This window comes from Rhizobium mesoamericanum STM3625 (assembly GCF_000312665.1).
Lineage (GTDB): Bacteria > Pseudomonadota > Alphaproteobacteria > Rhizobiales > Rhizobiaceae > Rhizobium > Rhizobium mesoamericanum.
Genome location: NZ_HF536772.1, coordinates 2,919,422 through 2,943,127, shown reverse-complemented (window position 1 = coordinate 2,943,127; position 23,706 = coordinate 2,919,422). Strand labels below are relative to the sequence as shown.

Annotated in this window: 27 protein-coding genes; 8 read left to right on the top strand and 19 right to left on the bottom strand. The window is 59.5% G+C overall.

The annotated features are described in order from the left end of the window. Nucleotides 1-21: 21 nt before the first annotated feature. The 3 genes from ssuD (at nucleotide 22) to BN77_RS14475 (ending at nucleotide 2,974) form a co-directional block, all read left to right on the top strand. Nucleotides 22-1,197: an FMNH2-dependent alkanesulfonate monooxygenase gene (gene ssuD, locus BN77_RS14485; RefSeq protein WP_007533077.1), complete on the top strand. Its 1,176-nt coding sequence runs from the start codon at nucleotides 22-24 to the stop codon at nucleotides 1,195-1,197. Nucleotides 1,198-1,302: 105 nt separating this feature from the next. Next, nucleotides 1,303-2,139 (top strand): aliphatic sulfonate ABC transporter permease SsuC, encoded by an 837-nt coding sequence (ssuC, locus tag BN77_RS14480; protein ID WP_007533076.1) that lies wholly within the window; start codon nucleotides 1,303-1,305, stop codon nucleotides 2,137-2,139. Between the two features lie 10 nt (nucleotides 2,140-2,149). Continuing rightward, a complete protein-coding gene (locus BN77_RS14475) occupies nucleotides 2,150-2,974 on the top strand; it encodes an ABC transporter ATP-binding protein (protein WP_007533075.1) in 825 nt (274 codons plus the stop codon). Between the two features lie 32 nt (nucleotides 2,975-3,006). On the opposite strand, the gene BN77_RS14470 is transcribed toward BN77_RS14475, so the two are convergent. From BN77_RS14470 to BN77_RS14455, 4 genes are all read right to left on the bottom strand, one after another. Next, nucleotides 3,007-3,759 (bottom strand): ABC transporter ATP-binding protein, encoded by a 753-nt coding sequence (locus BN77_RS14470; RefSeq protein ID WP_007533074.1) that lies wholly within the window; start codon nucleotides 3,757-3,759, stop codon nucleotides 3,007-3,009. Further along, nucleotides 3,753-4,826, bottom strand: a complete 1,074-nt coding sequence (locus tag BN77_RS14465) for a FecCD family ABC transporter permease (RefSeq protein ID WP_007533073.1) — start codon at nucleotides 4,824-4,826, stop codon at nucleotides 3,753-3,755. The genes BN77_RS14470 and BN77_RS14465 overlap by 7 nt, the downstream gene beginning before the upstream one ends. Beyond that, the gene (locus tag BN77_RS14460) at nucleotides 4,826-5,962 is read right to left on the bottom strand and encodes an ABC transporter substrate-binding protein (RefSeq protein WP_007533072.1); all 1,137 of its coding nucleotides are present in this window, start codon (nucleotides 5,960-5,962) and stop codon (nucleotides 4,826-4,828) included. Before BN77_RS14460 ends, BN77_RS14465 begins: the two co-directional genes overlap by 1 nt. Nucleotides 5,963-6,047: 85 nt before the next feature. After that, on the bottom strand, nucleotides 6,048-7,178 hold the full coding sequence (locus BN77_RS14455; protein ID WP_007533071.1) for an ABC transporter substrate-binding protein: 1,131 nt from the start codon (nucleotides 7,176-7,178) through the stop codon (nucleotides 6,048-6,050). A gap of 112 nt (nucleotides 7,179-7,290) precedes the next feature. Between BN77_RS14455 and BN77_RS14450 the strand changes: the two genes are divergently transcribed. After that, entirely contained in the window at nucleotides 7,291-8,106 is an 816-nt protein-coding gene (locus BN77_RS14450; RefSeq protein ID WP_007533070.1) for a class I SAM-dependent methyltransferase, read from the top strand. Nucleotides 8,107-8,375: 269 nt separating this feature from the next. Here the strand turns inward: BN77_RS14450 and BN77_RS14440 are convergent, their stop codons facing one another. From BN77_RS14440 to BN77_RS14425, 4 genes are all read right to left on the bottom strand, one after another. Next, the gene (locus BN77_RS14440; RefSeq protein ID WP_007533068.1) at nucleotides 8,376-8,852 is read right to left on the bottom strand and encodes an SRPBCC family protein; all 477 of its coding nucleotides are present in this window, start codon (nucleotides 8,850-8,852) and stop codon (nucleotides 8,376-8,378) included. A gap of 8 nt (nucleotides 8,853-8,860) precedes the next feature. Next, entirely contained in the window at nucleotides 8,861-9,193 is a 333-nt protein-coding gene (locus tag BN77_RS14435) for an ArsR/SmtB family transcription factor (RefSeq protein ID WP_007533067.1), read from the bottom strand. Next, a complete protein-coding gene (locus tag BN77_RS14430) occupies nucleotides 9,190-9,873 on the bottom strand; it encodes a glutathione S-transferase family protein (RefSeq protein ID WP_007533066.1) in 684 nt (227 codons plus the stop codon). The genes BN77_RS14435 and BN77_RS14430 overlap by 4 nt, the downstream gene beginning before the upstream one ends. A gap of 96 nt (nucleotides 9,874-9,969) precedes the next feature. Further along, nucleotides 9,970-10,785: a class I SAM-dependent methyltransferase gene (locus BN77_RS14425; protein WP_007533065.1), complete on the bottom strand. Its 816-nt coding sequence runs from the start codon at nucleotides 10,783-10,785 to the stop codon at nucleotides 9,970-9,972. Nucleotides 10,786-10,910: 125 nt separating this feature from the next. On the opposite strand from BN77_RS14425, the gene BN77_RS14420 reads away from it, so the two are divergent. Then, on the top strand, nucleotides 10,911-11,630 hold the full coding sequence (locus BN77_RS14420; protein WP_007533063.1) for a DUF2270 domain-containing protein: 720 nt from the start codon (nucleotides 10,911-10,913) through the stop codon (nucleotides 11,628-11,630). Nucleotides 11,631-11,649: 19 nt separating this feature from the next. On the opposite strand, the gene BN77_RS14415 is transcribed toward BN77_RS14420, so the two are convergent. The 4 genes from BN77_RS14415 to BN77_RS14400 form a co-directional block, all read right to left on the bottom strand. After that, nucleotides 11,650-11,916, bottom strand: coding sequence for an usg protein (locus BN77_RS14415; RefSeq protein ID WP_007533061.1), 267 nt, complete (start codon nucleotides 11,914-11,916; stop codon nucleotides 11,650-11,652). 156 nt (nucleotides 11,917-12,072) lie between these two features. Further along, the gene (locus BN77_RS14410) at nucleotides 12,073-12,903 is read right to left on the bottom strand and encodes an ABC transporter permease (protein ID WP_007533058.1); all 831 of its coding nucleotides are present in this window, start codon (nucleotides 12,901-12,903) and stop codon (nucleotides 12,073-12,075) included. Further along, entirely contained in the window at nucleotides 12,900-13,703 is an 804-nt protein-coding gene (locus BN77_RS14405; protein WP_007533056.1) for an ABC transporter permease, read from the bottom strand. Before BN77_RS14405 ends, BN77_RS14410 begins: the two co-directional genes overlap by 4 nt. Before the next feature lie 112 nt (nucleotides 13,704-13,815). Then, on the bottom strand, nucleotides 13,816-14,592 hold the full coding sequence (locus BN77_RS14400; RefSeq protein WP_007533054.1) for an ABC transporter substrate-binding protein: 777 nt from the start codon (nucleotides 14,590-14,592) through the stop codon (nucleotides 13,816-13,818). Between the two features lie 321 nt (nucleotides 14,593-14,913). On the opposite strand from BN77_RS14400, the gene BN77_RS14395 reads away from it, so the two are divergent. Further along, nucleotides 14,914-17,196, top strand: coding sequence for an OmpA family protein (locus BN77_RS14395; RefSeq protein WP_007533052.1), 2,283 nt, complete (start codon nucleotides 14,914-14,916; stop codon nucleotides 17,194-17,196). Between the two features lie 67 nt (nucleotides 17,197-17,263). Here BN77_RS14395 and BN77_RS34805 read toward each other — a convergent pair whose 3' ends face one another. The 6 genes from BN77_RS34805 to moaA form a co-directional block, all read right to left on the bottom strand. Beyond that, a complete protein-coding gene (locus tag BN77_RS34805; RefSeq protein WP_051177141.1) occupies nucleotides 17,264-17,659 on the bottom strand; it encodes a GNAT family N-acetyltransferase in 396 nt (131 codons plus the stop codon). A gap of 79 nt (nucleotides 17,660-17,738) precedes the next feature. Then, nucleotides 17,739-18,050, bottom strand: coding sequence for a hypothetical protein (locus tag BN77_RS34800; protein WP_040677211.1), 312 nt, complete (start codon nucleotides 18,048-18,050; stop codon nucleotides 17,739-17,741). 21 nt (nucleotides 18,051-18,071) lie between these two features. Continuing rightward, the gene (mobB, locus tag BN77_RS14380; RefSeq protein WP_040677793.1) at nucleotides 18,072-18,587 is read right to left on the bottom strand and encodes a molybdopterin-guanine dinucleotide biosynthesis protein B; all 516 of its coding nucleotides are present in this window, start codon (nucleotides 18,585-18,587) and stop codon (nucleotides 18,072-18,074) included. Next, the gene (gene mobA / locus BN77_RS14375; RefSeq protein ID WP_007533040.1) at nucleotides 18,587-19,219 is read right to left on the bottom strand and encodes a molybdenum cofactor guanylyltransferase MobA; all 633 of its coding nucleotides are present in this window, start codon (nucleotides 19,217-19,219) and stop codon (nucleotides 18,587-18,589) included. The genes mobB and mobA overlap by 1 nt, the downstream gene beginning before the upstream one ends. Nucleotides 19,220-19,226: 7 nt before the next feature. Further along, nucleotides 19,227-20,135 (bottom strand): DMT family transporter, encoded by a 909-nt coding sequence (locus BN77_RS14370; RefSeq protein WP_007533039.1) that lies wholly within the window; start codon nucleotides 20,133-20,135, stop codon nucleotides 19,227-19,229. 300 nt (nucleotides 20,136-20,435) lie between these two features. Next, on the bottom strand, nucleotides 20,436-21,482 hold the full coding sequence (gene moaA / locus BN77_RS14365) for a GTP 3',8-cyclase MoaA (protein WP_040677792.1): 1,047 nt from the start codon (nucleotides 21,480-21,482) through the stop codon (nucleotides 20,436-20,438). Between the two features lie 133 nt (nucleotides 21,483-21,615). Between moaA and BN77_RS14360 the strand changes: the two genes are divergently transcribed. Next, a complete protein-coding gene (locus BN77_RS14360) occupies nucleotides 21,616-21,990 on the top strand; it encodes a gamma-butyrobetaine hydroxylase family protein (protein WP_007533037.1) in 375 nt (124 codons plus the stop codon). 26 nt (nucleotides 21,991-22,016) lie between these two features. Then, entirely contained in the window at nucleotides 22,017-23,207 is a 1,191-nt protein-coding gene (locus BN77_RS14355) for a low temperature requirement protein A (protein WP_007533036.1), read from the top strand. Between the two features lie 2 nt (nucleotides 23,208-23,209). Here the strand turns inward: BN77_RS14355 and BN77_RS14350 are convergent, their stop codons facing one another. Next, nucleotides 23,210-23,677, bottom strand: a complete 468-nt coding sequence (locus BN77_RS14350) for a MarR family winged helix-turn-helix transcriptional regulator (RefSeq protein ID WP_007533035.1) — start codon at nucleotides 23,675-23,677, stop codon at nucleotides 23,210-23,212. Nucleotides 23,678-23,706 lie beyond the last annotated feature (29 nt).

Genomic DNA, 23,706 nt, shown 5'->3' with positions numbered 1-23,706 from the left:
AGACCAGAAGGCATCACATCCATGACCGGCAAACACGACCCTATCAATTTCCTCTGGTTCATCCCGACTTCCGGAGATGGCGCCTATCTCGGTTCGAACGAGCAGACGCGCGCGCCTGAGATCGGCTATCTCACGCAGATCGCCCAGGCAGCTGATCGCCTCGGCTACTCCGGCGTGTTGTTGCCGACAGGCGTTGCCTGCGAAGAATCCTTCGTGACGGCAGCAGCACTTGCCGCCAAGACCGAGAGGCTGCAGTTCCTGGTGGCTATTCGCCCCGGCACGGCATCGCCGGCATATTACGCGCGTTTGACAACGACGCTGGACCGTATTTCGAACGGGCGCCTGCTGCTCAACATCGTCGTCGGCGGCAGTCCGGCGGAACTTGCCGGCGACGGCATTCATCTCGCGCATGACGAACGCTATGCCCATGCCGACGAGTTCTTCACGGTCTTCGAAGAGCTACTGGAGAAGGGGGTCGCGAGCTATGACGGCAAGTACATCAAGGCGACAAACGCCAGGCTTGGTTTTCCTTCCGTCCAGAACCCGCGGCCGCCGCTTTACTTCGGTGGTTCCTCGGATGCCGGCATCGACTTCTCGGTCGGGCGTGTCGACAAATATCTGACCTGGGGCGAGCCACCGGCTCAAGTTGCCGAAAAGGTTCAAAAGGTACGCGCTGCCGCAGCAAAAAAGGGACGCGAAGTCAGCTTCGGCATTCGCCTGCACTTCATCGTCCGCGAAACTGATGAGGAGGCATGGGCAGCGGCAGATCGCCTGATCTCGAAGCTCGACGATGAGACGATCCGCGAGGCGCAGGAGCGTTTCGTGAACGAATCCGATTCCGTCGGCCAGAAGCGCATGGCTGCATTGCACGGCGGTCGGCGCGACAAGCTGGAAGTGTCGCCAAATCTGTGGGCCGGGGTCGGGCTGGTGCGGGCTGGGGCAGGGACGGCACTGGTCGGCTCGCCGAAGACGGTCGCCGCGCGGCTGCGTGAATATCAGGACGTCGGCATCGATACCGTCATCGGATCCGGCTATCCTCATCTTGAGGAGGCCTATCGCGTCGCTGAGCTTTTGTTCCCGGAACTCGGGATCACGCGCAAGGAGCAGCGACACGGCTTCCAGACTGATTTTGGAAAACATCAGGTTTTCGGCGGCGGCAGCCATGGCGGAAACCTGAAAGTCGTCTCCGGCTCTTGATCTGCCAATTGGCGCCGTCCGCTATCGGGCGGCGCTTCGTCATCGACCGCACCGGCACCAAGCTCCTCGGAGGCTGGGTGAAGCAAGCAGAAGCGAGGACCCTTCATGTCGACTTTCGATACGCCCATTGAGCGGACACTGACCGAGCGCGTCGAACGCAACGGGAGGCAGCGCGTGTCGCTTCCAGGACGGGACAGGCTGTTGCCCTTCCTCGTGCCGGTGGCAATTATTGTGGCCTGGCAGCTGGCCTCTTCAGCCGGCTGGATCTCCTCGCGCATCATGCCGTCGCCCGCCGATGTAGGCGTTGCATTCTGGTCGACGACCGTCACAGGACAGTTGCCGCACGATATCCTCGTCAGCGCCGGTCGCGCCTTCGCCGGTCTCTTGGTTGGCGGCTCGATCGGTTTCCTCTTGGGGATCGCCAACGGTGTCTCGAAAATCTCAGAACAACTAACGGACACGACGCTGCAGATGCTTCGTACAATCCCGCATCTCGCGATGATTCCGCTGGTCATCCTCTGGTTCGGGATCGGCGAAGGTTCGAAGTTGTTCCTGACCGCCCTCGGCGTGCTCTTTCCCATATATCTGAATACCTATCATGGCGTTCGCAACGTCGATCGTGACCTGATCGAAATGGGCCGCGTCTATGGCATGGGAAGCTGGACATTGTTCAGGAAGGTGATCTTCCCCGGCGCGCTGCCGTCCATCTTCGTCGGCCTGCGCTACGCGCTCGGCATCATGTGGCTGACCTTGATCGTGTCGGAATCGATCGCTGCTTCCTCCGGCATCGGCCACATGGCGAACAATGCTCGCGAGTTCATGATGACCGACATCGTCGTGCTGGCGCTGGTTATCTACGCTATCCTCGGAAAGCTTGCCGATGTCGTCGCCCGTGCCCTCGAACGCCGGGCCCTCAAATGGAACCCGGTTTATCAGAAGTAGGAGGGGCGGCATGACCATCATTGCGCAAGAGCGTTTTCATGGAACCTCAGACGAGCTCGAATACGGTGCCGATCGCCCGACCCCAGCCGGCAGCGGCGCTACGGCGATCACGCTGAGGGGACTGGAGAAGAGTTTCGGCGGAAATCGTGTGCTGCGCGGCATCAATCTCCACATTCCGGCCGGGCAGTTCGTTGCCGTCATCGGCAAGAGCGGCTGCGGCAAGAGTACGCTGCTGCGCATTCTGATGGGCCTCGATGAGCCGACGAGCGGAGAACTGCATTTCGAGAACGCCGATGGCGCTGATGGGGAAGCGAATGCCAGGATCGTGTTTCAGGAGCCTCGCCTGCTCCCCTGGTTGAGTGTCGCCGAAAATGTGGCGGTCGGGCTAGGCGATGGTGTCGATAAAGGCGTCGCACTCAGGGAGGCCGCGACCGCACTTGGAGAGGTGCAGCTTGCCGAAAAAGCGGCCGAATGGCCCGCGCGTCTCTCGGGCGGGCAGCGACAGCGTGTTGCACTGGCGCGGGCCCTTGTAAGCAAGCCCGGCGTGCTGGCGCTCGACGAACCATTGGGCGCACTCGACGCATTGACGCGGATCAGCATGCAGGAATTGCTCAACCGTGTCTGGCGGGAGCTCGGCTTTACGGCCGTGCTCGTGACCCACGACGTCGGCGAGGCGGTGCATCTTGCCGATCGTGTGATCGTGCTGGAAGAGGGGCGCGTTGCGCTTGATCTGGCGATCCCCTATCCGCACCCGCGTCGACACGGCAATCCCGCGCTCGCCGAGCTCCAAGGGCGGCTTTTGGCGGCAATCCTGGGGACAGATACCGCTCATTGAATTGCCCGGTTGTGATTGTCGACGACGCGATTTCAGATCGCGCCGTCGACAATCACCATCGGTGTACCAAGCGAGCAGTTTTCTATGCGGGCGTTGATCTTGTAGATGTCACGCAGCATGGCGTCGGTAATGACGTCTGAAGTCGGTCCGCTCGCCGCCATTACGCCATTGGCGATGACAATCGTGTTCTCGCAATAGCGTAGCGCATGATTGAGGTCATGAAGCGCGATGAGCACGATCATTCCGTTGCGCCGGGCGAGGTCGGCGATGAAACTCAGCACCTCGATCTGTCTGTGGAGGTCGAGCGCGGAGGTCGGCTCGTCCATCAGCAACACCTCGGGCCTGCGTACCAACGCCTGCGCGAGAGACACAAGCTGGCGCTGGCCGCCGGAAAGTTGACCAAGGCCGCGGAAAGCCAGGTTTTCGATGCGAAGAGCCTTCAGGATTTCATCGATCCCGTCGAGCTCGTGGTCGCCGACACGCCAGCCGCTGCCTTGCTTGGCTGACAGGAGGATTGACTCGTAGACGGTCAGAACGGCATTGGCACTGGTATCTTGTGGCATGTAGCAGATCGTGCCCGATCCGCGATCGGTATCTGAAAGGTGGACCAGTCCCGGACCGTTCACCAGGGCTGCGATCCGTTTGAACAGCGTGGATTTGCCGGCCGCGTTGGGGCCGATGATGGCCGTGACGCTGCCGCCTTTCAGGGCCTCGATACTCACGTTCGAAAGAACGGGCGTGCGTCCGTAGGAAGCACCGACATCTGCGAGAGCTAGGGCTACCATGAGCGCCTCCGGTTGCTGAAGATCAGGACGAAGAAGAAGGGCACGCCGACAAGCGCCGTGATGACGCCGATCGGCAGGACCGCGCCGGGGATCAGGCTCTTGCTGACCACGGATGTCACCGACAGGAGAAGTGCGCCGCATATGACGGAACCTGGCAGAAAGAAACGCTGGTCCTCGCCAACGACCATGCGGGCGATGTGCGGGCCGACTAGCCCGACGAAGCCGATGGTGCCCACGAATGACACGGGGATCGCAGCCAGGAGGCTGACGATCATCATTGTGTGCAGACGCAGCCGGCGGACGTTGATACCGAGGCTGGCGGCCTTGTCGTCACCGAGGCGCAGAGCCGTCAGCGCCCAGGCCTGCCGCATGAAGAGCGGGACGGTGACAAAGAGCACGGCGGCGGTAAAGTAGACCTTCACCCAAGTCGCCTTGGTCAGACTGCCCATCGTCCAGAAGACAACGGCTGCCAAAGCTTGCTCGGAGGCCAGGTATTCCAAAAGCGACAGCGCTGCGTTGAAGGTGAAGACGAGGGCAATTCCGAGAAGAACGATCGTTTCGACGCTGACGCCACGCATTGTCGAGGCGAAATGAATGAAGAGCGCTGCTGCCATCGCCATCAGGAAGGCATTGAGCGGCACCATATATTCGATTGCACCCGGAAAGATCGCAACGCCGCCGACCAGCGCCAGGGCGGCGCCGAAGCTGGCAGCGGCGGAAATGCCGAGCGTGAAGGGGCTCGCCAGCGGGTTCGAAAGGATCGTCTGCATCTGCGCGCCGGCAACCGAAAGCGAAGCGCCGACGGTCACCGCCATCAAGGCAATCGGCATGCGGAGGTCCCAGATAACGACGCGAAGCTGGTTGGCGGCCGCGGCGGGATCAAAGAGCGCGGAAAGGACGTCCGACAGCGCGTAGTTGGCGGGACCAAGCGCCATATCGGCCGCGATGCTGAACAAGAGCGCTGCGGTCAGGCCGACAAGGATCATGATACGGCGAAAGGCGAGGGCGCGATATTGTTCGCGTCCCGTCGCCTCGACCTGGACCTGGATCTGGCTGAACGAAGCCATCAATTGGAACCCTTTTCGAGAGAAATGAAATATCCCGGCTGGTAGGTCACCGGCAGGAACCGCTTGTGGAATTCGGCGAAGTTTTCTTCGGGATCGAGATCTGCAAAGAGTTCCGGGTGAAACCACTTGGCGAATTGCTGGATGGGGAAGAACTCATAAGGCGCGCCGTAGAACTGATGCCATGCGGCGTGGACGTTTCCCATTTTGACAGCCTTGAGTTCGGGAAACGGCGTGCGGGTCATCAGATTTGCAAGCCTGCGCCTGGCGAGGGTCATATCCGCTCCGCGCCCGACGGGCACGAACTGATTGATGTCCGACTCCGTCGCCCAGTTGGATCCGGTGACGATGATGTGCTCCGGATCGGCAAGGACGAGCTGTTCCGGATTGAGATCGCCGAAGGTCGTCTTGCTCACGTCGGCGCCGACGTTGTGGCCGCCGGCCTGTTCGATCATGGCGCCGAAATTGACAGGGCCGAAGGTACGGCAGCAGGTGGTCTCGCCGGATATGCCGGGCGCGCGTTCGATGAAGACGTTTGGGCGCCTGAGGTCCTTCACGCTTGCAAGCCTATCGCGCACGCGCGCAATTTCGGCGCGGCGGTAGGCGATGAACTCCTTGGCGCGCTCCTCCGCGCCAAAGAGCCTCCCGAGGATCGCAATTGAAGCCTCGCTGTTCTTATCGGGATCGATGCGGAAATCGAGATAGACCACGTTGATGCCTGTGGCTGCGGCCTTCTCCTCAAATCCGCTTTCCCTGGCGGACCTTTCCGCCTCGAGATTGAGAGTGATGACGTCCGGTGCGAGTGAGATTGCCGTTTCGAGGCTGAAATCGCCCTGTGGCACATAGCCGAAACGCGGCAGCTTCTCGATTTGAGGAAAATGCTCGGCGTAAGCCTTGTAGGTGTCGGGGTCCTTTTTGATGAGATCGTCACGCCAGCCGACGATCGTGTCGAATGTCTGTTCACCTTTCAGCGCCGCGATCACATGGATCTGACGCGCTTCGCCAACGATAACTCGCTTGGCCGGCAGGTCTATTTCGACTGTGCGGCCGGTGACATCCGTGATTTGCGCAGAAAGGGCGGGCGTGGCGAGGATGGCCAGGGTAAACGTGGCGACATGTCTGAGTGTAGGAAGCCGCATAAACGCCTCTTAATCTAGATGCGCGGAGCCGAATACACGGCCCCGCCTTGCAATTCTGGCGATCCGTCGATGGGCGCCGCGTTCATTACTCGTCCTTCAGAGAGACGAAGTAGCCGGGCTTGTATGCCAGCGGTAGGAAGCGGGCGTGCAGCTCCTTGAATGTCGCCTCGGGATCGAGATCGGCGAAGAGATCAGGATGCAGCCACTTTGCGATCTCCTGGATTGCCACGAACTGATAGGGGTTGTTGTAGAACTGGTGCCAGATGGCGTGAACGTTCTTTTCTTCGACGGCCTTGATGCCGGTAAAGGCGGGACGCTTCGTCAGGGCTTCGAGCTTGCGGCGCGCTTCCTTGAGGTCGGCGCCGTAACCAACACCGACCCAGGCGCCGCCCGGTACATATTTGTCCCAGTTGCCACCGGTGATGATGATCTGGTCCGGATTGGAGGCGATGACCTGCTCGGGATTGACGGTGCCGAAGGTGCCCGGGATGATTTCCTTGGCCATGTTCTTACCGCCTGAAATCTCCACCATCTTGCCGAAATTCTCGTCGCCGAAGGACATGCAGCAATCGTCGGAATAGCCGCCGGCGCGCTCGACGAAGACGACGGGCCTAGGCGGATTGTTCTTCTCGAGGAGATCGGTGACGCGCTTGATGCTGTCGGCGCGAAACTTGATGAAGTCGTCGGCGATAGCCTCCTTGCCCATCAGCTGGCCCATAATGCGCATGCTCTGCTCAGTGTTTTCCATCGGCTTCTCGCGGAAATCCACGTAGACCAGCGGAATGCCGACCTTGGCCAGTTTTTCGATGTAGCCGGCCTCCTCTGTCGCCGTCTTGGCGTCCACGTTCATGAGAATCACATCGGGCTTGAGGGTTACGGCCTGCTCGATATCGAAGGTGCCGTCCTTCATCCCACCGAATGTCGGAAGCTTGGCGATGTCCGGATATCTTGCCAGATAGGCCGCATACGATTCAGGATCGGCCTTGGGAAGGTCGTCACGCCAGCCGACGACGTGCTCGAAAGGTGCCTCCTTGTCGAGAACGGCCAGGAAGTAAATTTGCCGCCCTTCACCGAGGATCATGTGGTCGACGGGCACGTTCACTACGACACTGCGGCCGGTCACGTCCTTGACCGCGATCTTGTCGGCGAGCGCGGGCAAGGCCGCGTAGACGAGAAAGCCCATTGCGAGCGCTGCGGTTTTGCCTGTAAGTCGCATCGAAAAGTATACCCCCGTGGAAAACTTTTCGTCGTCTATTATTTTCTGAGTTAAATAGTCAAGTTATATCTATTAGAACGATTTCAAACCGGAACAACGGATTGGCATGAGCATGAGTGAAACTGGAATAGCAGGCCGGCACAATTACGGGCTTCGCGAGGAGATCAAAGCGTATTGGTCCGCACGTGCGGCGACGTTCGATCTGTCTCCCGGGCATGAAATTTTCTCGGAGCCGGAGCGTGTTGCCTGGCATCGATTGATTCTGAAGCATCTGGGCCCCGGAGATGGCAGGCTGGCGCTTGACCTCGCCAGCGGCACCGGCGTGATTTCCCACCTGATGGACGATCTGGGCTTCAAAGTCACGGGACTCGATTGGGCGGAGCCGATGCTGGATCAGGCGCGCGCTAAGGCAAAGGCGAGGGGGCGGTTGATCTCTTTTCGAATGGCTGATGTCGAACACACCATGGAGCCCGATGACACTTACGACGTCATCATAACCCGCCATCTCGTGTGGACGCTCGTGGATCCCGAAGCGGCTTTCGCCGAATGGGTGCGCGTTCTGAAACCAGGCGGCACGATCCTGATCGTTGACGGGGATTTCGTGAATGTTAGCCGGACGGAACGCATGCTGAAAGCACTAGCGAGGGGCATGGAGAGAGCCGGCCTGCTTAAAACTGATCCCAAGCATGCGCCGCCCGAGCTTATGAAAAATCACAACGACATCGTTTCGCGCGTTCACTTTTCGAATGGGGCACGGGCAGAGTTGGTCGCAAGCATGCTTGGCGATGCTGGCTTCCAAGGGATGACGATCGATACGAACCTGCGCGAAATCCACAAGACCCAGGCAAAGCACTGGAACTATCTGAAGGCGCTCACGCGCGGCATCCAGCACCGTTTTGCCATCAGCGCGCGCAAGCCGGGCGGCTGACGCGCAAGGCCCTGCAATAGCGACCGCTACCACAGTGCCTGAACGGCAACTAAGACGAGAAAAGCAACCGTCACCACGCAAGCCATCCGTAAAACGGTGCGGTTGGCCTGGGCCAAGATCTGTGGTTTCGGGTCGCGCTTGGGATTGTATTTGTGCCGCCGTTTCTGGGAGGCGCCCGCCTGGGATGATTTGTTTCCTGCTGCCATGGCCGTTTTGCTCGGGGTGGTGGATTGCTGGAACGGCAATCTAGCATGAAAGCCTGGTGGCGCTCAGTGGGCGATGTTGCCTTCGCGCTCGACGAAGGCCTGGATGCGATCGACCAGAATTTCGGTCCCTTGTCGGCGCGAACCGCCGTCCTTGTAGCCGTCAAGGAAAACGACCTGCTCGGTGAAGAGCATGGTTGCTCCTGACGGCGCCGCCTCGAAGGTGACCGTCGCGAGCGATGCTGAAATGCGTATTTCGCCGAGCTTCATGTCGTAGGCATAGATGATGCGGGCTTCCGGCACGATATCGAGATAGCGCGCCTGGTAGGCGTGCAGAACGCCGTTGCTGTCGGCGACGCGGTTCCGCTCCTCGCCGCCGACGCGGAAGTCGAGATTATAGTCGAGGGACACCCACTCGTCGTGGCAGGCAAACCACTGGCGCTTGGCTTGCGGATTGGCCCAGGCCGCAAAAACGCGTGAGGCCGACGCTCGGATCTTTCGCTCGATCGAGAAGGTTTCATGCATGGCGGAATATTTCGTCATTTGCGTCCTCACTCCGATTGTTCGTCTGCCAGGAACCGTTCCAGGTGGTCGAAGGCCTTGTTCCAGCCCGTCTTGTGTGCGGCAAGCCAGTGATCCAGTTGCTCCAGGGCGTCTTTTCGCAGGTGGTAGGTGCGCACACGGCCGCTCTTTTCCGAGTGGACGAGACCGCTTTTTTCAAGAACCGCTAGGTGCTTCATGACCGTAGGAAGCGCCATCGTCAGAGGCTCGGCGAGCTCGGATACCGAGGCAGGCCCATGGCCGAGACGATCGACCATGCCGCGCCTGCTGCGGTCAGACAGCGCCTGGAACATCCGATCGAGGGCGGCAGAGTCGTGCATCATCCGGCCGCTTCATCCGGCCGGAAGCGGGCCGGCAACCGCTCGCGGTAGGGGTAGAGCTTGAAGTATGGCCGCGCCTCCTCGAGAACCCGCGCGAAGGAAGGGCGCGAAAGGAGCCTGTCATAGTAACTCTGCAGCTTCGGTTGGTCCGCGAACGGAACCAGTGTCTCGGCGTAGAAGAGGGCAGGAGCGGCTGCGCAATCGGCCATGGTGAAGCCATCTCCCGTAATCCATGCGTGTCCGCCAAGCTGCCGTTCGATCATGGCGTAGGCTTTGCGTAGCGCTGCCTCGGCCTCGGCCACGCGCGCTGGATTGCCACCGCCGCGCAGACGTTCACCGACGATCTGCTGCATCGGTTCCTGAACGTAAAGGTCGAAGAACCGATCCCAGAGCCTGACGTCGAGCGCTTTGTCGAAGTCGTCAGGGATTAGGGGCGTTGTCGCCGGATAGTACCGATCGAGATACTCGATGATAATTGTCGTCTCGGGGATCGTTCGGCCACGCGCTTCGTCGCGCAGCACCGGCATCTTGCCGAGCGGCGAGATACGGAAGAACGCAGCTCTGGAAGCCTCGTTTCCCAGGTCGACATGAACGGATTGGAACGGCGTCGTGTTCTCGTAAAGGGCGATCAGGACCTTGTGGCAGAAGGATGCAAGCGGATGACTATGGAGGAAGAGCGACATGGGGCCAGCTTTTCACGTTGCTTTAAACTTGCGTGATTGGCTAAGTATCAAATAATGGATCTGCTGGCAATGGAAAGTTGCGCAATTGGCTAAGTATTAGCCAAGGCGCGCGATCACCAGATGGCCTGGGCTCGGATGGCCTTCCTGCATGCGGACGTTGATCTCCTTCATTTCGAGGAGCTCGAAACCCGTCGCTGCAAGCCTTTCGCGAATATAAGCCGCAGAATGGAGAAAGCGCTGGTGAGGGCCGACCATGTAGGGTTGGCTATTCAAAGAATTCTCGGGCAATTCCTCCGACGAGAAGATGAAGAGACCACCGGGCTTGAGGTTTTCCGCCGCACCGAAAAACAGCGGTTCCAGTGCGCCGAGATAGGGCAGGACGTCCGTTGCCGTGATGAGGTCGAAGGGATCCTCGTCATTGTCATCGAGAAAGTCTTCGACTTCGGCGACGAAGAGCGTTTCGTAGAGATCCTTATCGTGGGCGATCTCGACCATGTTTTCGGAGATATCAATGCCGGTCATGTCTTCACAGAGATCGCTGAGCGCGCTGCCGGTGAGGCCGGTACCGCAGCCGAGGTCGAGCATGCGCTTGAAGGGGCCAAGCTTGAGCTCCTGCAGGCGTTGGCGCACCGTCATCGGCACGTGGTAGCCGAGTTGCTCCACCAAAACGTCCTCGAAGACTTCAGCGTGCTGGTCGAACAAGGTCTCGACATAGGCATCCGGCGCCTTGGTCGGCGTCTCGCCGCGTCCCATGGAGGCGATCCTGACGGCCGCGCCGCCGTGATCATCGGGGTCGATGGCTAGAACCTCTTCATAGGCCTTTACGGCAGCGTCGACGTCACCTGCCTTCTCAAGGGCAAGCGCCCGGTCATAGGCTTCCGCGAGTGCGGCTTCGTCGATCTTCTTGGCCATAGCAATTCACCACCATTTTTATTGTAGCCCAGCGTCTACGGCGACTGAATGTCTTTTGCAATGGTGACATTCGAGGCGCAATATAAGTTTCCTCTTACGGATAAAAACAAAATGGAGGAAATGCCATGGTCGCCGAAATCAGCAAACCAAGCTTTGACAGTGAGCCCGAAAGCTCGTTGGCCCTTCCGTCGAGCCCGGGTGAAACCATCAATACGCTAAGCCACTATTACCGCGGCGAACTTAGCCGCATGATCAGCTGGCGTGATCGCCTCGACCGAACGTCGAATTGGGCGATCACAGTCTCGGCCGCATTACTTTCCGTATCTCTCTCAACCCCTACATCGCATCACGGCGTGCTGCTCTTCGGCATGATGGTAGTGACCCTGATGCTGCACATAGAAGCACGCCGCTATCGGTTCTTCGACATCTATCGAGCGCGCGTGCGCAAGCTGGAACGAGGGTACTTCGCACAGATTCTTGCGCCGAATGGTGATTTCAAGGGTGACTGGGCGTGTGCGATTGCCAGGAGCTTGCGCAAGCCGCAATTCCTGGTCAGCTATCTTGGAGCCGTTCAGCGTCGACTGCGCCGTAACTATTGCTGGATGTACCTGATCCTGCTTCTGGCATGGTGCCTAAAGATCACGACGCCCAAGCTGCAAACCGAAGGCAGTCCGCTGATGCAGGCGCATTCGTGGTCCTACGTCGTCGACAATGCGGCGCTTGGCCCAATACCAGGGTGGGCTGTTCTTTGTATCGTCGCCGCAGGCTACATCGGCATTCTGTATGGCGCGCTGCACCACGAGAGGGACGAAGGAGAATTCGTCCGGGGAGAAGCGCACGTCTGACCGGCTTGCCCTTGCGCGCTCAGTGTAAGATCAACTCGCCTTTCAGCGCGCGCCATTCCGTGGCCGAGATGAGTTTGCGATGGATGTAGCGCACCGAATGGAGCGGCCCATCCAGCTTTTCCTGCCAAAATTTCAGGAAGCTGCGCATCTCGGGAAAATCAGGAGCAAGGTCATAGTCCTGCCAGATGTAGGTCTGAAGGATCGCTTGGTGATCCGGCATTCGGTAGATGATCTGGGCTGTCGTGAGACCGTAGCCCTGAAGCTGCCTTTCCATATCCTTGTGCATCGTCGTCTCGCTTCTGGTTCCAAATGATCGCTTAGCGATGTTGGAAATGGAACCATCATATGCTTAACCGAAGCTTGACAGATTGCCAGCGGTTTATGGATTTGTTTTATGATTTCAAATCGTTAGCAGCTCTCATTGGTGAGTGCTGCTAGATCGTCAACGCTTTAGGTGGCGGGTGAGCCTGCGTTCAATCCAGGCCCAGAGGTGGCGCAGTGCTTCGACCATGCTGAGATAGAAGATCGCTGCCCAAAGGTAGGTCTGGTAGTCGAAGGTGCGGGAGAAGGCGTAGCGTGTTTCACCCATCAGGTCGAGAACGGTAATGATCGCGACAACCGCCGAGCCCTTGATCAGCAGGATGATCTCATTGCCGTAGGGTCGCAAGGCCACGATCAGCGCCTGCGATAGGATGATCTTGCGGAAAGCGACGATTTTATGAATCCCGAGCGAGGCGGCCGCTTCGTGCTGGCCGCGTGGAACACTCTGGATGGCGCCACGCAGGATTTCCGCCTGATAGGCGGCCGTATTGATCGTCAGCGCAAACAGGCCGCAAAACCAGGCATCGCGGAAGAACCACCACAGACCGATCGCTTCCAACTGCAGTCGGAAGCTGCCAAGACCATAATAAATGAGAAAGAGCTGGGCCAGCAGCGGCGTGCCGCGGAACACATAGACGTAGCAGTAGGCGATGCCATTGATGAACCTGTTCTTGGACATCCGGGCAAAGGCCAGCGGCAACGACAGGATCCCGCCGAAGAATACCGAAATCACGACCAGTGCAATCGTCGTGTACAAGCCATGCAAATAGCGAGGACCGTAGCGAGTGAACTTCTCCGGATCCCAGCCGCTGATGACCATTGCGATCAGCGCGGCTGCAAGGACGATCCAGAGGCCTATGACGGCGTAGCCGGTGATGCGCGTGGCCGTGATCGGCTTGTGGGCTTGCTTCGGCGCCGGTTGCGCAGGAATGAGGGTTTGGGCGTGGCTCATCGGCTGATCTCCGACCGCTTGGCCCATCGCTCGATGTAACTCAGTCCGAAGGAGGAGATGACAGCAAGGCCGAGATAAAGAGCACAGGCGACAGTATAGAAGAGAAATGCCTGTTTGGTGACCTTAACGGCCACACCTGTCTGTCGCAAAATATCGGCAAGGCCGATAATCGAGACGTATGACGTATCCTTGAGCAGGATCATCCAGAGGTTTACCAGGCCGGGAAGGGCGATGCGCACGAGTTGCGGCAACACGATCAGACGCAGGGTACGGCCGCGATGAAAGCCCAGCGCGTCTCCCGCCTCGTACTGGCCCTTCGGAATGGCACGGAAAGCCGACAGGAGAACCTCGGAGCAATAGGCGGAGAATACGACGGAAAGGGCGATCACGCCCGCGAAGAACGCGTTGATCTCGACGCGGCCGTCGTACCCGAAGGAGGCGAGAACCGACTGAATGAGGATTTGCATGCCGTAATAGATGATGAACAGCGTCAGCAGTTCCGGCAGGCCGCGAAAGATGGTGGTGTAAATACCGGCGGCAAGGCGGACCGACTTCTCTTCCGATTGCTGGCCGAGCGCCACCAGAAAGCCGATGATCAGACCGATTGGCAGGGTAACCAGCGCGACCGCAACAGTGACCTTCAGGCCGGCGGCAATCTCATCACCCCAACCGGTATCGCCACAGGCCAGGATCGTCGAAGAGGCGAACCAGGTGAAGAGTCCTGCAGGTCCGCAAAGCGGATCGAAGATATTACCAATCCAAGCCCAGAATGAGCCTAGCGCGGAAAATAATCCGCTCATGCCAGTTTTCCCCTCGCGGTTTGTACCGCTTTGATCTTTCCATTCTTTTCAAACAAAAATGGCGGAAGAGCAAGCCTTCCGCCATTCCTTTCTGGGCGACCCGCAGCTTTTCTTATTCGCCGTAAACGTCGAAGTCGAAGTACTTGTCCTGGATCTTCTTGTATTCTCCGCTGGTGCGGATCGCGGCAATCGCCTTGTTCAGTTTTTCGCGCAACGCGTCGTCGCCCTTGCGGACGGCAATGCCTGCACCAACACCGTTGATTTCCTTGTCGACCGGGAGCGGCGTCAGGATCTTGCAGCATGCGCCGGCATCCGACTTGACCCACTGCGACAGAACGACGATGTCATCGATGACGGCATCAACGCGGCCATTCGCGATGTCGAGCTTGTACTCGTCTGCCGTCGGGTAGAGCTTCAGCTCGGTATCGGGCAGGTGCTTTTCAGCGTAGTTTGCGTGGGTGGTGGAGGTCTGTGCGCCGATCGTCTTGCCCTTCAGGCCGGCAACGTCGGTGACGGTCGAATCCTTCGGGACGGCGATCGCCGGCGGGGTGTTGTAGTACTTGTTGGTGAAGTCGACGAGCTTCGAGCGCTCAGGCGTGATCGACATGGACGAGATGATCATGTCGAACTTCTTGGCCTGCAGTGCGGGAATGATGCCATCCCAGTCGCTGCTGACGATGGTGCAATCGGCCTTCATCTCAGCACAGAGCGCGCGGGCTATGTCCATGTCGAAGCCGAGGAACTGGCCGCTGGCATCAACGTATTCGAAGGGCGGATAGGTCGAGTCTGTGCCGATGACATACTTCTCGCCATCAGCCATGGCGGCGCCAGCGAAAAGAGACATCGCGGCGACGGAAGCAGCGGCAAGAATACGGGTGGAGATACGCATGTTAGTCCTCTCTGTTGGTGCTGCCGCTCGTGTTCTTCTTTTGGACGGCGGCGGAGCAGGGCGGTGCAGGGCACGGCCTTGGCGCGATACTCAATCCTTTTTTTTCGGAATTGCAACTGGAATCGCAGGGGTGCGGCGAGCGGTCAACTATGGCGAAGATGAACAATGCCGCACTGCCACATTCATACCGGGTTAATAGTCCAGTTCCTAAGACTCGTGGAACAAATGCAGTCCTCCTACGGTTTTCGCCGTGGGTGGGTGCCCCAGAATTGGACGTGACCGCGACCGCGTCTCAAGAACATAAAGTCAACGAGGACCCCTATGGGAATGAAATCCAGATTGTTTGCCAGTGCCGCCTTTCCACTATTGTCGCTGTCGCTCCTAGTCCCACCAGTGCATTCCTTCGCTGCAGTTGCCAACGTTGGCGAGATGCGCACAGCTCCGCAAGCAGTCGCGGGCAGCTTCGAGGTGGCGCAGGATGCCACCGCCGAGGAGGAGCTTCTAAAGAAGCGCCATAAGAAGGATGGCGGCGGCGAGCAACAGCCGCCAGCGGCTCAGGAGAAGCCGCCCAAGCAGGAAGCACCTGCCGCACAACCGCAACAGCAGCAGGAAGCCCCTGCAGAAAAGCCTCGCAAGCAGCGTGAGCCGGCGGCCGAGGCGCAGCCCGAACAACAGCAAGCCCCTGCCGAAAAGCCCCGCAAGCAGCGTGAGCCGGCGGCCGAGGCGCAGCCCGAACAACAGCAAGCCCCTGCCGAAAAGCCTCGTAAGCAGCATGAGCCTGCCATCGAGCAGCAGTCTCAGCAGCTGCAGGAAGAGGTTCCAGCCGAAAAGCCGCGCAAGAAACGGCAGTCCGCTGCCGAGCAGGCAGCGCCTGCAGTGCCGCAGGATCAGGTAGCTCCGGCACAAGATCAGCAGCCTGCCGATAACCAGGAAAAGCCGCGTCGCAAACGCGACAAGCAGCCATCGCAGGAGGAGGCCGCGCCGCAGCCTCAGACCGAGCAGGCGGCCCCGCAGCCTCAGACGGAGCAGGCCGCGCCGCAACAGGAGCAGTCTCAACCGCAGTCTAAAGGCAAGCAGCAGGCGACGGACGGCATCGAACAGCCGGTGAAGCCCCGTAAGAAGTCCGCTCAGCAACAGGAGGAACCGCAGGCCCCTGCTCCTCAGGAGGCGCCCGCGCCTGAAAAGGCTCAGAAACCGCAGGAGGCCCCGGCGGCCGAAAAGACGCCCGTTCCCGCTCAGCAGCCGGCGATGGAGGCCCAGCCCCAAGGCACGCAGCCTATCCAGCAGCAAGGCAAACAGGTGCCGGCATTACAGCCGGGCGAGCAAGCGCCTGTCCAGCAGCAGGGTGGACAAGTTCCGGCACAGCCGACCGGTCAGCCGGTAACGGGCGAGGCCGAACAGGCCATCCCCGCTCCTGAGAAGGTCACGCCCAAGGAGCTCGAGCGGCGCAAGGCAATTGCCGCGGACCCCAGCAAGAGCACTGAAACCGTCGTTCTTCCCGTTGAAAACGGTGCTGCCGTTCTCGACAGCGACAAGGACGCCGATCGCTTCGGTGGCATCCAGTCCCGCCGTGACCGCGACAGGCAACGCGGGCAGGAGCAGAATTTCCGTGTTCCAAAGTCCGATGCCGACGCTCAGATCATTACCAAAGGCGCCAATGTTGCACCGATCCAGATCGAAGCCGCCACCCGCGAACAGGGTCAGCGTCTCGACAGACGTCCGCAATTCGAGCCGCCGGAAGGCGCGCGTATCGCTGAGCATGGCGACGACAATCGCGTGATCATCCAGATCAACAACCAGACGATCGTGCGCAGTGATGACGATCGGCGCTTCCTACGTGACGGCGAACGGCCGACCTACGAGCAACTGTCGAGGGACCGTTACCGCGAGACGATCGACCGTGACGGTTATCAGATCGTGACGATCCGTAACCGTTATGGCGACATCATTCAGCGATCGCGGATAGACAACAGGGGACGCGAGTCCGTGCTCTACTATTCGCCTGACCTTTATGAAGATCCGGACCGCGGCTACTTCGAGGATCCGGGTCGGGACCTGCCACCGATGCGCCTTCGCATTCCGCTCGATGACTACATCATGGACACGAGCAGCGATGACAACCGGGACTATTACGAGTTCCTCAGCGAACCGCCGGTGGAGCCGGTGGAGCGGGTCTATTCGCTCGACGAGGTGAGGTATTCGTCACGTATCCGCGACAAGGTTCGCCGTATCGACCTCGATACGATCACCTTCGCGACAGGGAGTGCCGAAATCCCGATGAGCCAGGCGCGTAGCCTGCGCAAGGTTGCCGACGCAATCAACGAGGTGCTGCGCAAGGATCCGTCGGAAACCTTCCTGATCGAGGGTCACACCGATGCTGTCGGCTCAGACCAGAGCAACCTTGTCCTGTCGGACCAGCGTGCGGAATCCGTGGCGAACGTCATGACCGATGTTTACGGCATCCCGCCCGAAAACCTGGCAACGCAGGGCTACGGTGAGCGGTATCTAAAGGTCAACACACAGGGGCCAAACCAGGAAAACCGTCGCGTCACCATCCGCCGCGTGACGGCGCTGGTTCGCCCGGTCGCCTCCGCCAGCCGATAATCAGATGAGAATGACCGAAGCCGCCGGGAGACCGGCGGCTTTCTGCGTTCGGTGTGCGGCCGACGCACTAAATCGTAAAGCGAGTGTCGACAATCGGTGTTGCAAGGCCGCAAAGGATCGCTGGATCGAGGCGCAGACCGCAGGCCTCGATCATCCGGCGTGAGACTGTATTGTCAGCGTGCACGAACACGACCACTTCGTGCGCGCAAAGCGTTTCGAAGGCCGCTCCGACGGCGAGGGCATTGATAAGGCGACCAAGCCCGTTTCCACGCTGTTGCGCTGCGACAGCAATAAGGCCGACCCAGGTGGTGCCTCGATGCTTGCTGTGGCCATTGAGAGGAATATTGGCATGGGCCGTCGCGACGATATCGCCGTAGGCATCAACGAGGGCAAGTGTGACCGCGGGGACGATCTTGCCGGCAAGCAGAGCGCCGGAAAACGGCGCGATTCCGTGTTCCGCCATGCAGGCTTGAATGCGTTGAATAGCCGCGTCTCCCGCTCCGGGCGGCAGGTCGAGGCGTGTTAGGCCAGCCGGGACGTCATCATTCAGAATTGAGGTGCATGCTGCTGCGTTGCGGTGCTGCCCGAGGCTTTGCAGACGTTTTACATGTCCACCTTGTAGTCCCTCCGAGCCTTTCACGGATGTCTTCGATCCGCATTGCCGGCACCGTTCGAAAGCCGAAGACGCCGTCCTTGGCGAGGCGCTCGTCGACAAACGTCCAGTCGATGAGGTCAAGATTGTCGGTTGAGTAGAATCGTCCCGCCTGCACGAGGCCGGGCGATGCTGCGACCATGGTTTGCGCTTCGTCGGATCGACGCTGCAAGCGCTGCTGTTTTTTGGAGCAGTAGGTCATTGCTCCCTCGCAAGAAGCTTTCTATTTCGCAGGCAGTTGCACTATTCCTGAAATGAAGTCTGCGATCGCCTGGGTATCATCGAGATTGAACACCGGTAGAAAGCCTTCGGCAACGGGGTGATCGGCTGCGATGGCCACGATGAAGGGATCTGTGGGGGCGAGAGGTTCCCGGTTGGTAGATAAGAGTCGCCGTGCCTCTATCTTCGGGATCGGCTCGCGCTTATAGCCCTCGATCAAGACGAGGTCACATGGCGCAATGCGGCCAAGGATTTCGTCGAACGTCGGCTCAGCGGCGCCGCGCAACTCGTGCATGATGGCGTAGCGCGTCCCGGAAACGATGGTGACCTCGTGGGCTCCGGCCTGCCGATGGCGGTAGCTGTCGGCACCGACCTTGTCGATGTCGAAATCATGATGGGCGTGTTTGATCGTGGAAATGCTGTAGCCGCGGCTGGTGAATTCCTCGACAAGCCGGACGGCCAAGCCAGTCTTGCCGGAGTTCTTCCAGCCTGCAATGCCAAAGACCTTCGGTTTGTCGATCATACCAGTACCTTGAGCCAGCGTTCCGCCTCGGCGAGGTCGTCGGGCGTGTTGACGTTGAAAAACGGATCGAGGAGGCTCGCCCGGGTCGGGCGCAGAGGAAAGGCAACTTCCGTTACGTCATGCCGTAAGAGAAAGTCCAGAACACGGCGTCTTTCGTCGGTAACGATCCAGGATGCCAGCTCATCGGCAAGAAGGACGGGCCATAGGCCGAACACCGGATGGCTGCGGCCCTCCGAGGAGGCAATAGCGATCTTATCGGGGGCATCGATAGCGGCAGCAAGCCAATCGACGAGGTCGCCAGGAAAGAATGGACTGTCGACAGAAACCGTGACCACGTGAGTCACCCCCCCGAGCGTCGCGCCGTAGGCCATCGCGGCATGGATGCCGGCCATCGGTCCCGCTTTGCCGGGAACTATATCAGGAATGAACGAATGCCGGCAATTCTCCGGCGTTGCGTCGGCGTTGACGGCGAGGGTATTTACCTGCGGCTCAAGCTGCTCGACGACGCGCTCGAGCAGGGTGCGGCCGTTGAGCAGCACCGAAGCTTTGTCGCGGCCCATGCGCGAGGAGCGTCCTCCTGCCAGGACGACACCCGGTATACTGGTTCGATCGAGCACAAAATCGTTCATTGTTGCCTCAGACGGGTGTTCTCGGCTCGGACTTCTGGGCGACCGGCGGCACGTGACGCTTGCCCTCACGATAGAACGTGTAGAGGCCGGAGACTATGACCACTGCCGCACCTGCAAGTGTCCAATGATCGGGAAACTCCGCAAAGAAGACCAAGCCCAGCAATGTCGAGAAGATCAGGCTGGTGTAGCGGAAGGGCGCCACGAAGGAGATTTCACCAGTTCGCATTGCCATGATGACGGACTGATAGCCGATCAGGACAAGAATGGCGGCGAGCAAAAGGTGGGAAAGCGAGCTCAGGCTGACCGGCTCCCATCCGCCGAGCAGCGGAGTGAGCAAAGCACCGACGACCGTCACGGAGAGGGCTGTGACGACGGTAATCATCAGCGATGGGATCTCGGGGCCAATGCCACGGGTGGCGAGGTCGCGACCGGCCGTGGTGAGGACGCTGCCAACACAGAGGAGGGCGGCGACCGTGAAGCCCTCCGGTCCCGGTCGAATGATAATCAGTACGCCTATCAGGCCAACAAGAATGGCGGACCAGCGACGCCAGCCGACGGGCTCGCGAAAAAACAGCGCCGCACCGAAAGTGACGACGAGCGGAAGTGACTGCAAGATGGCCGATGCGTTTGCGATCGGCATCATGCCAAGGGCGGTAATGTAAGTCACCGCTGCCAATATCTCACAAATGACTCGGACGATAATCATCGGTTTCAATACGATTCGCCACGGACGGAGGGCGCCCATGTGGCGGGCGATCACGTAGACGAAGATGCTCGTGAAAAGACCGCGCAGACACATGATCTGGCCGGCATTCATGGAGGCGATGACTGATTTTGAAAGTGCGTCGCTGCAAGAAAATCCGGCCATAGCCGAACTCATGTAGATAGCGCCCTGGGTATTGCGGGACCGCGGCATGTCGATATTCCGATTCTCGTACACGTCCTTGTAGAGGGTGCCTCGCGGTGTGGGTATCGAACGAAAGACACAGTCGATAAAATTCGATTGCGCAGTGCACAACGATGCAGGCATGCGTGCGCAGGCATGGCAGGAAACGGGTGGCTGCGCGGATTTGGGATGCCGCAAACAACAAGCGGGAGTACCGAAGCGGCGCTTTTCCTGGGCTCGGATCTTGCGAGGTTTCGTAACCGGCACGTCCGTGCTGGTCGATGGCGGAGTATCGATCGACGGGACCTGACCTGGTTGGATTAGTAGGCGTCACCCTCCGGTGACGCTCATGTGGCGGGCAACGGCTGGGCGGTTGTGAGTACGGTCGATAACGAAATCGTGACCCTTCGGCTTGCGCGAGATCGCCTCGTCGATGGCGGCATAGAGCAGCCCGTCGTCCGGCGTGGCGCGGACGGCAGCGCGCAGATCAGCAGCGTCGTTCTGGCCGAGGCACATGTACAGCGTGCCCGTGCAGGTCAACCGTACGCGGTTGCAGCTCTCGCAGAAATTATGCGTCATCGGGGTGATGAAGCCGAGCCGGCCGCCAGTTTCCTTGACCTCGACATAACGGGCCGGACCGCCGGTGCGGTAGCCGATATCCGACAATGTGAACTGCTGCTCGAGATCGGCCCGGAGCTTTGACAGCGGCATGTAGTGGTCGGTCCGGTCTTCCTCGATCTCTCCCATTGGCATGGTCTCGATGGCGGTCAAATCCATGCCGCGGCCATGCGCGAAGCGGATCATCTCCGGCATTTCGATGTCGTTGAAGTCCTTCAGCGCCACGGCATTCAGCTTGACCTTGAGGCCAGCCTTCTGGGCCATCTCGATGCCGTCCATCACCTTGTGAAAATCGCCCCAGCGGGTGATCTGCCGGAACTTGTCTGGATCGAGCGTGTCGAGCGAGACGTTGAGGCGGCGCACACCGCAATCATAGAGCTCGTCGGCAAAGCGGGAGAGCTGCGAGCCGTTGGTGGTCAGCGTCAGTTCGTCAAGACCGGAGCCGATCTGTTTGCCGAGTTCGCGCACCAGATACATTATGTTCTTGCGTACCAGCGGCTCGCCGCCAGTGAGCCGCAGTTTGCGTACGCCCTTGGCGATGAAGGCTGAACAGAGCCGGTGCAGCTCCTCGAGCGTCAAGAGATCCTGCTTCGGCAGGAAGGTCATGTGCTCGGCCATGCAGTAGGTGCAGCGGAAGTCACAACGGTCGGTTACAGACACGCGCAGATAGGTCACGGCCCGCTTGAACGGGTCGATCATCGGTTTCGTCTCTGCAACCAGTGGCGATGCCTTGCCTGTCGTTCCGACGTTGCTGTTCACGAATACCTCCGCAATGCTACTAATGTGCGTATAGGCCATTGCCGCGTCAAGGGAAACGCCCCTTGGGCACGGTAAATTGAGCTTGCCTCGGCAAGCGTCATTGCCTACTCGTGATTTTGAAGGGAATGGGATCATGAGTGATATCTGGCCGACTGAACTCAGAGTTTCAAAAGACCGGCAGCACCTTGTCGTCACGTTCAACGACGAGGAGAGTTACGATCTTTCTGCCGAAATGCTGCGCGTGCTTTCGCCATCGGCGGAAGTGCAGGGACACGGGCCGGGACAGAAGGTGACGGTGCCTGGCAAGCGCAATGTCGCGATCATCTCGCTGACGCCGACCGGCAACTATGCGGTGCGCATCGGCTTCGACGACATGCATGATACTGGCATCTATACGTGGACCTATTTGCGCGAACTCGGCGAACGTGGCGAAGAACTCTTCGCTGCGTACGAAGAAGAGCTGCGCGAAAAGGGCATGAGTCGCGACACCTCCGAGAAGCCGCGGTAATCAAGACAAACCCACGGGGGGAATGCGTGACGGAAACGAAGAAACGAGACTGGCTGCGGGTGAAGGGTAGTCCGGGCGGCAGTAAGGTCACTTTTCTCGAGCTGTTTTTCGATCTCGTCTTCGTCTTCTCGATTTCGCAGCTTTCACATGCCCTGGCGGCGCATTATACCCCACTCGGGGCGCTTGAGGCTGGGCTGATGACCTTTGCCGTCTGGTGGGTGTGGATCTTCACGGCGTGGGTTACCAACTGGCTCGATCCCGACAAGATGCCTGTTCGTGGTATGCTCGTCGTGCTGATGCTGCTGGGCCTCGTTCTTTCCGCATCCATTCCGGAAGCCTTCGGCGACAAAGGCCTTCTTTTTGCCGGCGCTTATGTGCTGATGCAGGTGGGCCGTTCACTCTTCACCACTTATGCCGTCAAGCAGGCGAGTGCCTCCAACTACCGCAATTTTCTTCGCATCAGCACCTGGCTAATCGTTTCCGGCATATTCTGGATCGCCGGTGGTCTCCTCGAGCACGAGGCGCGGCTGATTGCTTGGCTGGTCGCGCTTGCGATGGAGTATGCGGGGCCGGCGAGCGGCTTTGCCGTACCCGGTTTTGGCAAGTCCACTGCTTCTGACTGGGATGTGTCCGGTGCCCATATGGCCGAGCGTTGCGCGCTCTTCGTTATCATCTGCCTCGGCGAAGCGATTCTCGTCTCCGGACGAACGTTCTCCGAGTTGCCTTTTTCGACGCTGACGGCTGTGGTATTCGCCACGGGTTTCGTCGGGACTGTTGCGATGTGGTGGCTCTATTTCCGCTTCGGCCACGAGCGGGCGGCACACCGCATCGAGCACGATGAAACGCCGGGAAGCCTCGCGCGGCAGGCCTTTACCTATGCTCATATCCCGATTTTGGCCGGGATCATCGTTCACGCCGTTGCGGTTGAGTTCATGTTCTCTAACCCACATGAAACCGGCGACCTCGGTGTGATTGCCTCGGTGCTCGGCGGCTCGGGACTATTTCTGGCAGGCAATCTCTGGTTCAAGGGGGCGACCAGCGGGCGTCTGCCGCTATCGCATCTGGCGGGTCTCGTGCTCCTCATTCTTCTTGCTTTCATTGCGCCGTTTATCGAGCTCTACCTTGCAGGCGTTCTCGCGACGGCAGTGCTGATCATAGTGGCCGCCTGGGAGTACAGGTCCCTCTCGGGCCAGGCGGTCGGTCATACCGTTCACTGACATCAGTCTTCCTCGACCAGATCCCGTTGCAGCACGCGGATAATCCGCTCCATCGAGTCCGCCATCGCCATGCATTGCTCGATCGGTTCGGGCGAAAGCACGCGCTCGATGAGGTCGGTCTGAATGATCATGGCTTTTTCGGTGATGTCGCGCCCTTCCTGCGTCAGGAAGAGGCGTAGCACGCGCTTGTCTTTTGCGTCGCCGCGTCGTTTGATCAGGCCGCGCTTTTCCATCTGCGGCAGCAGCATGCTCATGTTCGAGCGCCCGACCAGCAGCTTGCGGGCGAGCTCCTGCTGGGAAATGCCTTCGAAGCGATAAAGGTTGATGAGAATATCGAGATGCGGGGTCTTGATATCGAGCTCAGATAGCGAGCGGCCGAGCGACTGCTGCATGAGCTGGCATGCACGGGCGACGGCGATCCAGCTGCGGAAACGCGGATGATCCCAGGGCAGGGATTGATTTTTGTTCATCGTTGTACTTTATTGTTCATTGTTGAACA

Excerpts from the sequence above, each read along its gene's own strand:
- BN77_RS34805 (WP_051177141.1), bottom strand. The coding sequence starts at position 17,659 with ATGGCGGAACACGGAATCGCGCCGTTTTCCGGCGCTCTGCTTGCCGGC.
- BN77_RS14455 (WP_007533071.1), bottom strand. The coding sequence starts at position 7,178 with ATGCGACTTACAGGCAAAACCGCAGCGCTCGCAATGGGCTTTCTCGTC.
- BN77_RS14435 (WP_007533067.1), bottom strand. The coding sequence starts at position 9,193 with ATGATGCACGACTCTGCCGCCCTCGATCGGATGTTCCAGGCGCTGTCT.
- BN77_RS14470 (WP_007533074.1), bottom strand. The coding sequence starts at position 3,759 with ATGGTAGCCCTAGCTCTCGCAGATGTCGGTGCTTCCTACGGACGCACG.
- BN77_RS14425 (WP_007533065.1), bottom strand. The coding sequence starts at position 10,785 with ATGGCCAAGAAGATCGACGAAGCCGCACTCGCGGAAGCCTATGACCGG.
- BN77_RS14460 (WP_007533072.1), bottom strand. The coding sequence starts at position 5,962 with ATGCGGCTTCCTACACTCAGACATGTCGCCACGTTTACCCTGGCCATC.
- BN77_RS34800 (WP_040677211.1), bottom strand. The coding sequence starts at position 18,050 with ATGACCTACTGCTCCAAAAAACAGCAGCGCTTGCAGCGTCGATCCGAC.
- BN77_RS14370 (WP_007533039.1), bottom strand. The coding sequence starts at position 20,135 with ATGCCGCGGTCCCGCAATACCCAGGGCGCTATCTACATGAGTTCGGCT.
- BN77_RS14415 (WP_007533061.1), bottom strand. The coding sequence starts at position 11,916 with ATGCACAAGGATATGGAAAGGCAGCTTCAGGGCTACGGTCTCACGACA.
- BN77_RS14350 (WP_007533035.1), bottom strand. The coding sequence starts at position 23,677 with ATGAACAAAAATCAATCCCTGCCCTGGGATCATCCGCGTTTCCGCAGC.
- BN77_RS14400 (WP_007533054.1), bottom strand. The coding sequence starts at position 14,592 with ATGCGTATCTCCACCCGTATTCTTGCCGCTGCTTCCGTCGCCGCGATG.
- BN77_RS14410 (WP_007533058.1), bottom strand. The coding sequence starts at position 12,903 with ATGAGCCACGCCCAAACCCTCATTCCTGCGCAACCGGCGCCGAAGCAA.
- BN77_RS14450 (WP_007533070.1), top strand. The coding sequence starts at position 7,291 with ATGAGTGAAACTGGAATAGCAGGCCGGCACAATTACGGGCTTCGCGAG.
- BN77_RS14405 (WP_007533056.1), bottom strand. The coding sequence starts at position 13,703 with ATGAGCGGATTATTTTCCGCGCTAGGCTCATTCTGGGCTTGGATTGGT.
- mobA (WP_007533040.1), bottom strand. The coding sequence starts at position 19,219 with ATGAACGATTTTGTGCTCGATCGAACCAGTATACCGGGTGTCGTCCTG.
- BN77_RS14440 (WP_007533068.1), bottom strand. The coding sequence starts at position 8,852 with ATGACGAAATATTCCGCCATGCATGAAACCTTCTCGATCGAGCGAAAG.
- BN77_RS14475 (WP_007533075.1), top strand. The coding sequence starts at position 2,150 with ATGACCATCATTGCGCAAGAGCGTTTTCATGGAACCTCAGACGAGCTC.
- BN77_RS14465 (WP_007533073.1), bottom strand. The coding sequence starts at position 4,826 with ATGGCTTCGTTCAGCCAGATCCAGGTCCAGGTCGAGGCGACGGGACGC.
- ssuC (WP_007533076.1), top strand. The coding sequence starts at position 1,303 with ATGTCGACTTTCGATACGCCCATTGAGCGGACACTGACCGAGCGCGTC.
- ssuD (WP_007533077.1), top strand. The coding sequence starts at position 22 with ATGACCGGCAAACACGACCCTATCAATTTCCTCTGGTTCATCCCGACT.
- BN77_RS14395 (WP_007533052.1), top strand. The coding sequence starts at position 14,914 with ATGGGAATGAAATCCAGATTGTTTGCCAGTGCCGCCTTTCCACTATTG.
- BN77_RS14360 (WP_007533037.1), top strand. The coding sequence starts at position 21,616 with ATGAGTGATATCTGGCCGACTGAACTCAGAGTTTCAAAAGACCGGCAG.
- BN77_RS14430 (WP_007533066.1), bottom strand. The coding sequence starts at position 9,873 with ATGTCGCTCTTCCTCCATAGTCATCCGCTTGCATCCTTCTGCCACAAG.
- BN77_RS14420 (WP_007533063.1), top strand. The coding sequence starts at position 10,911 with ATGGTCGCCGAAATCAGCAAACCAAGCTTTGACAGTGAGCCCGAAAGC.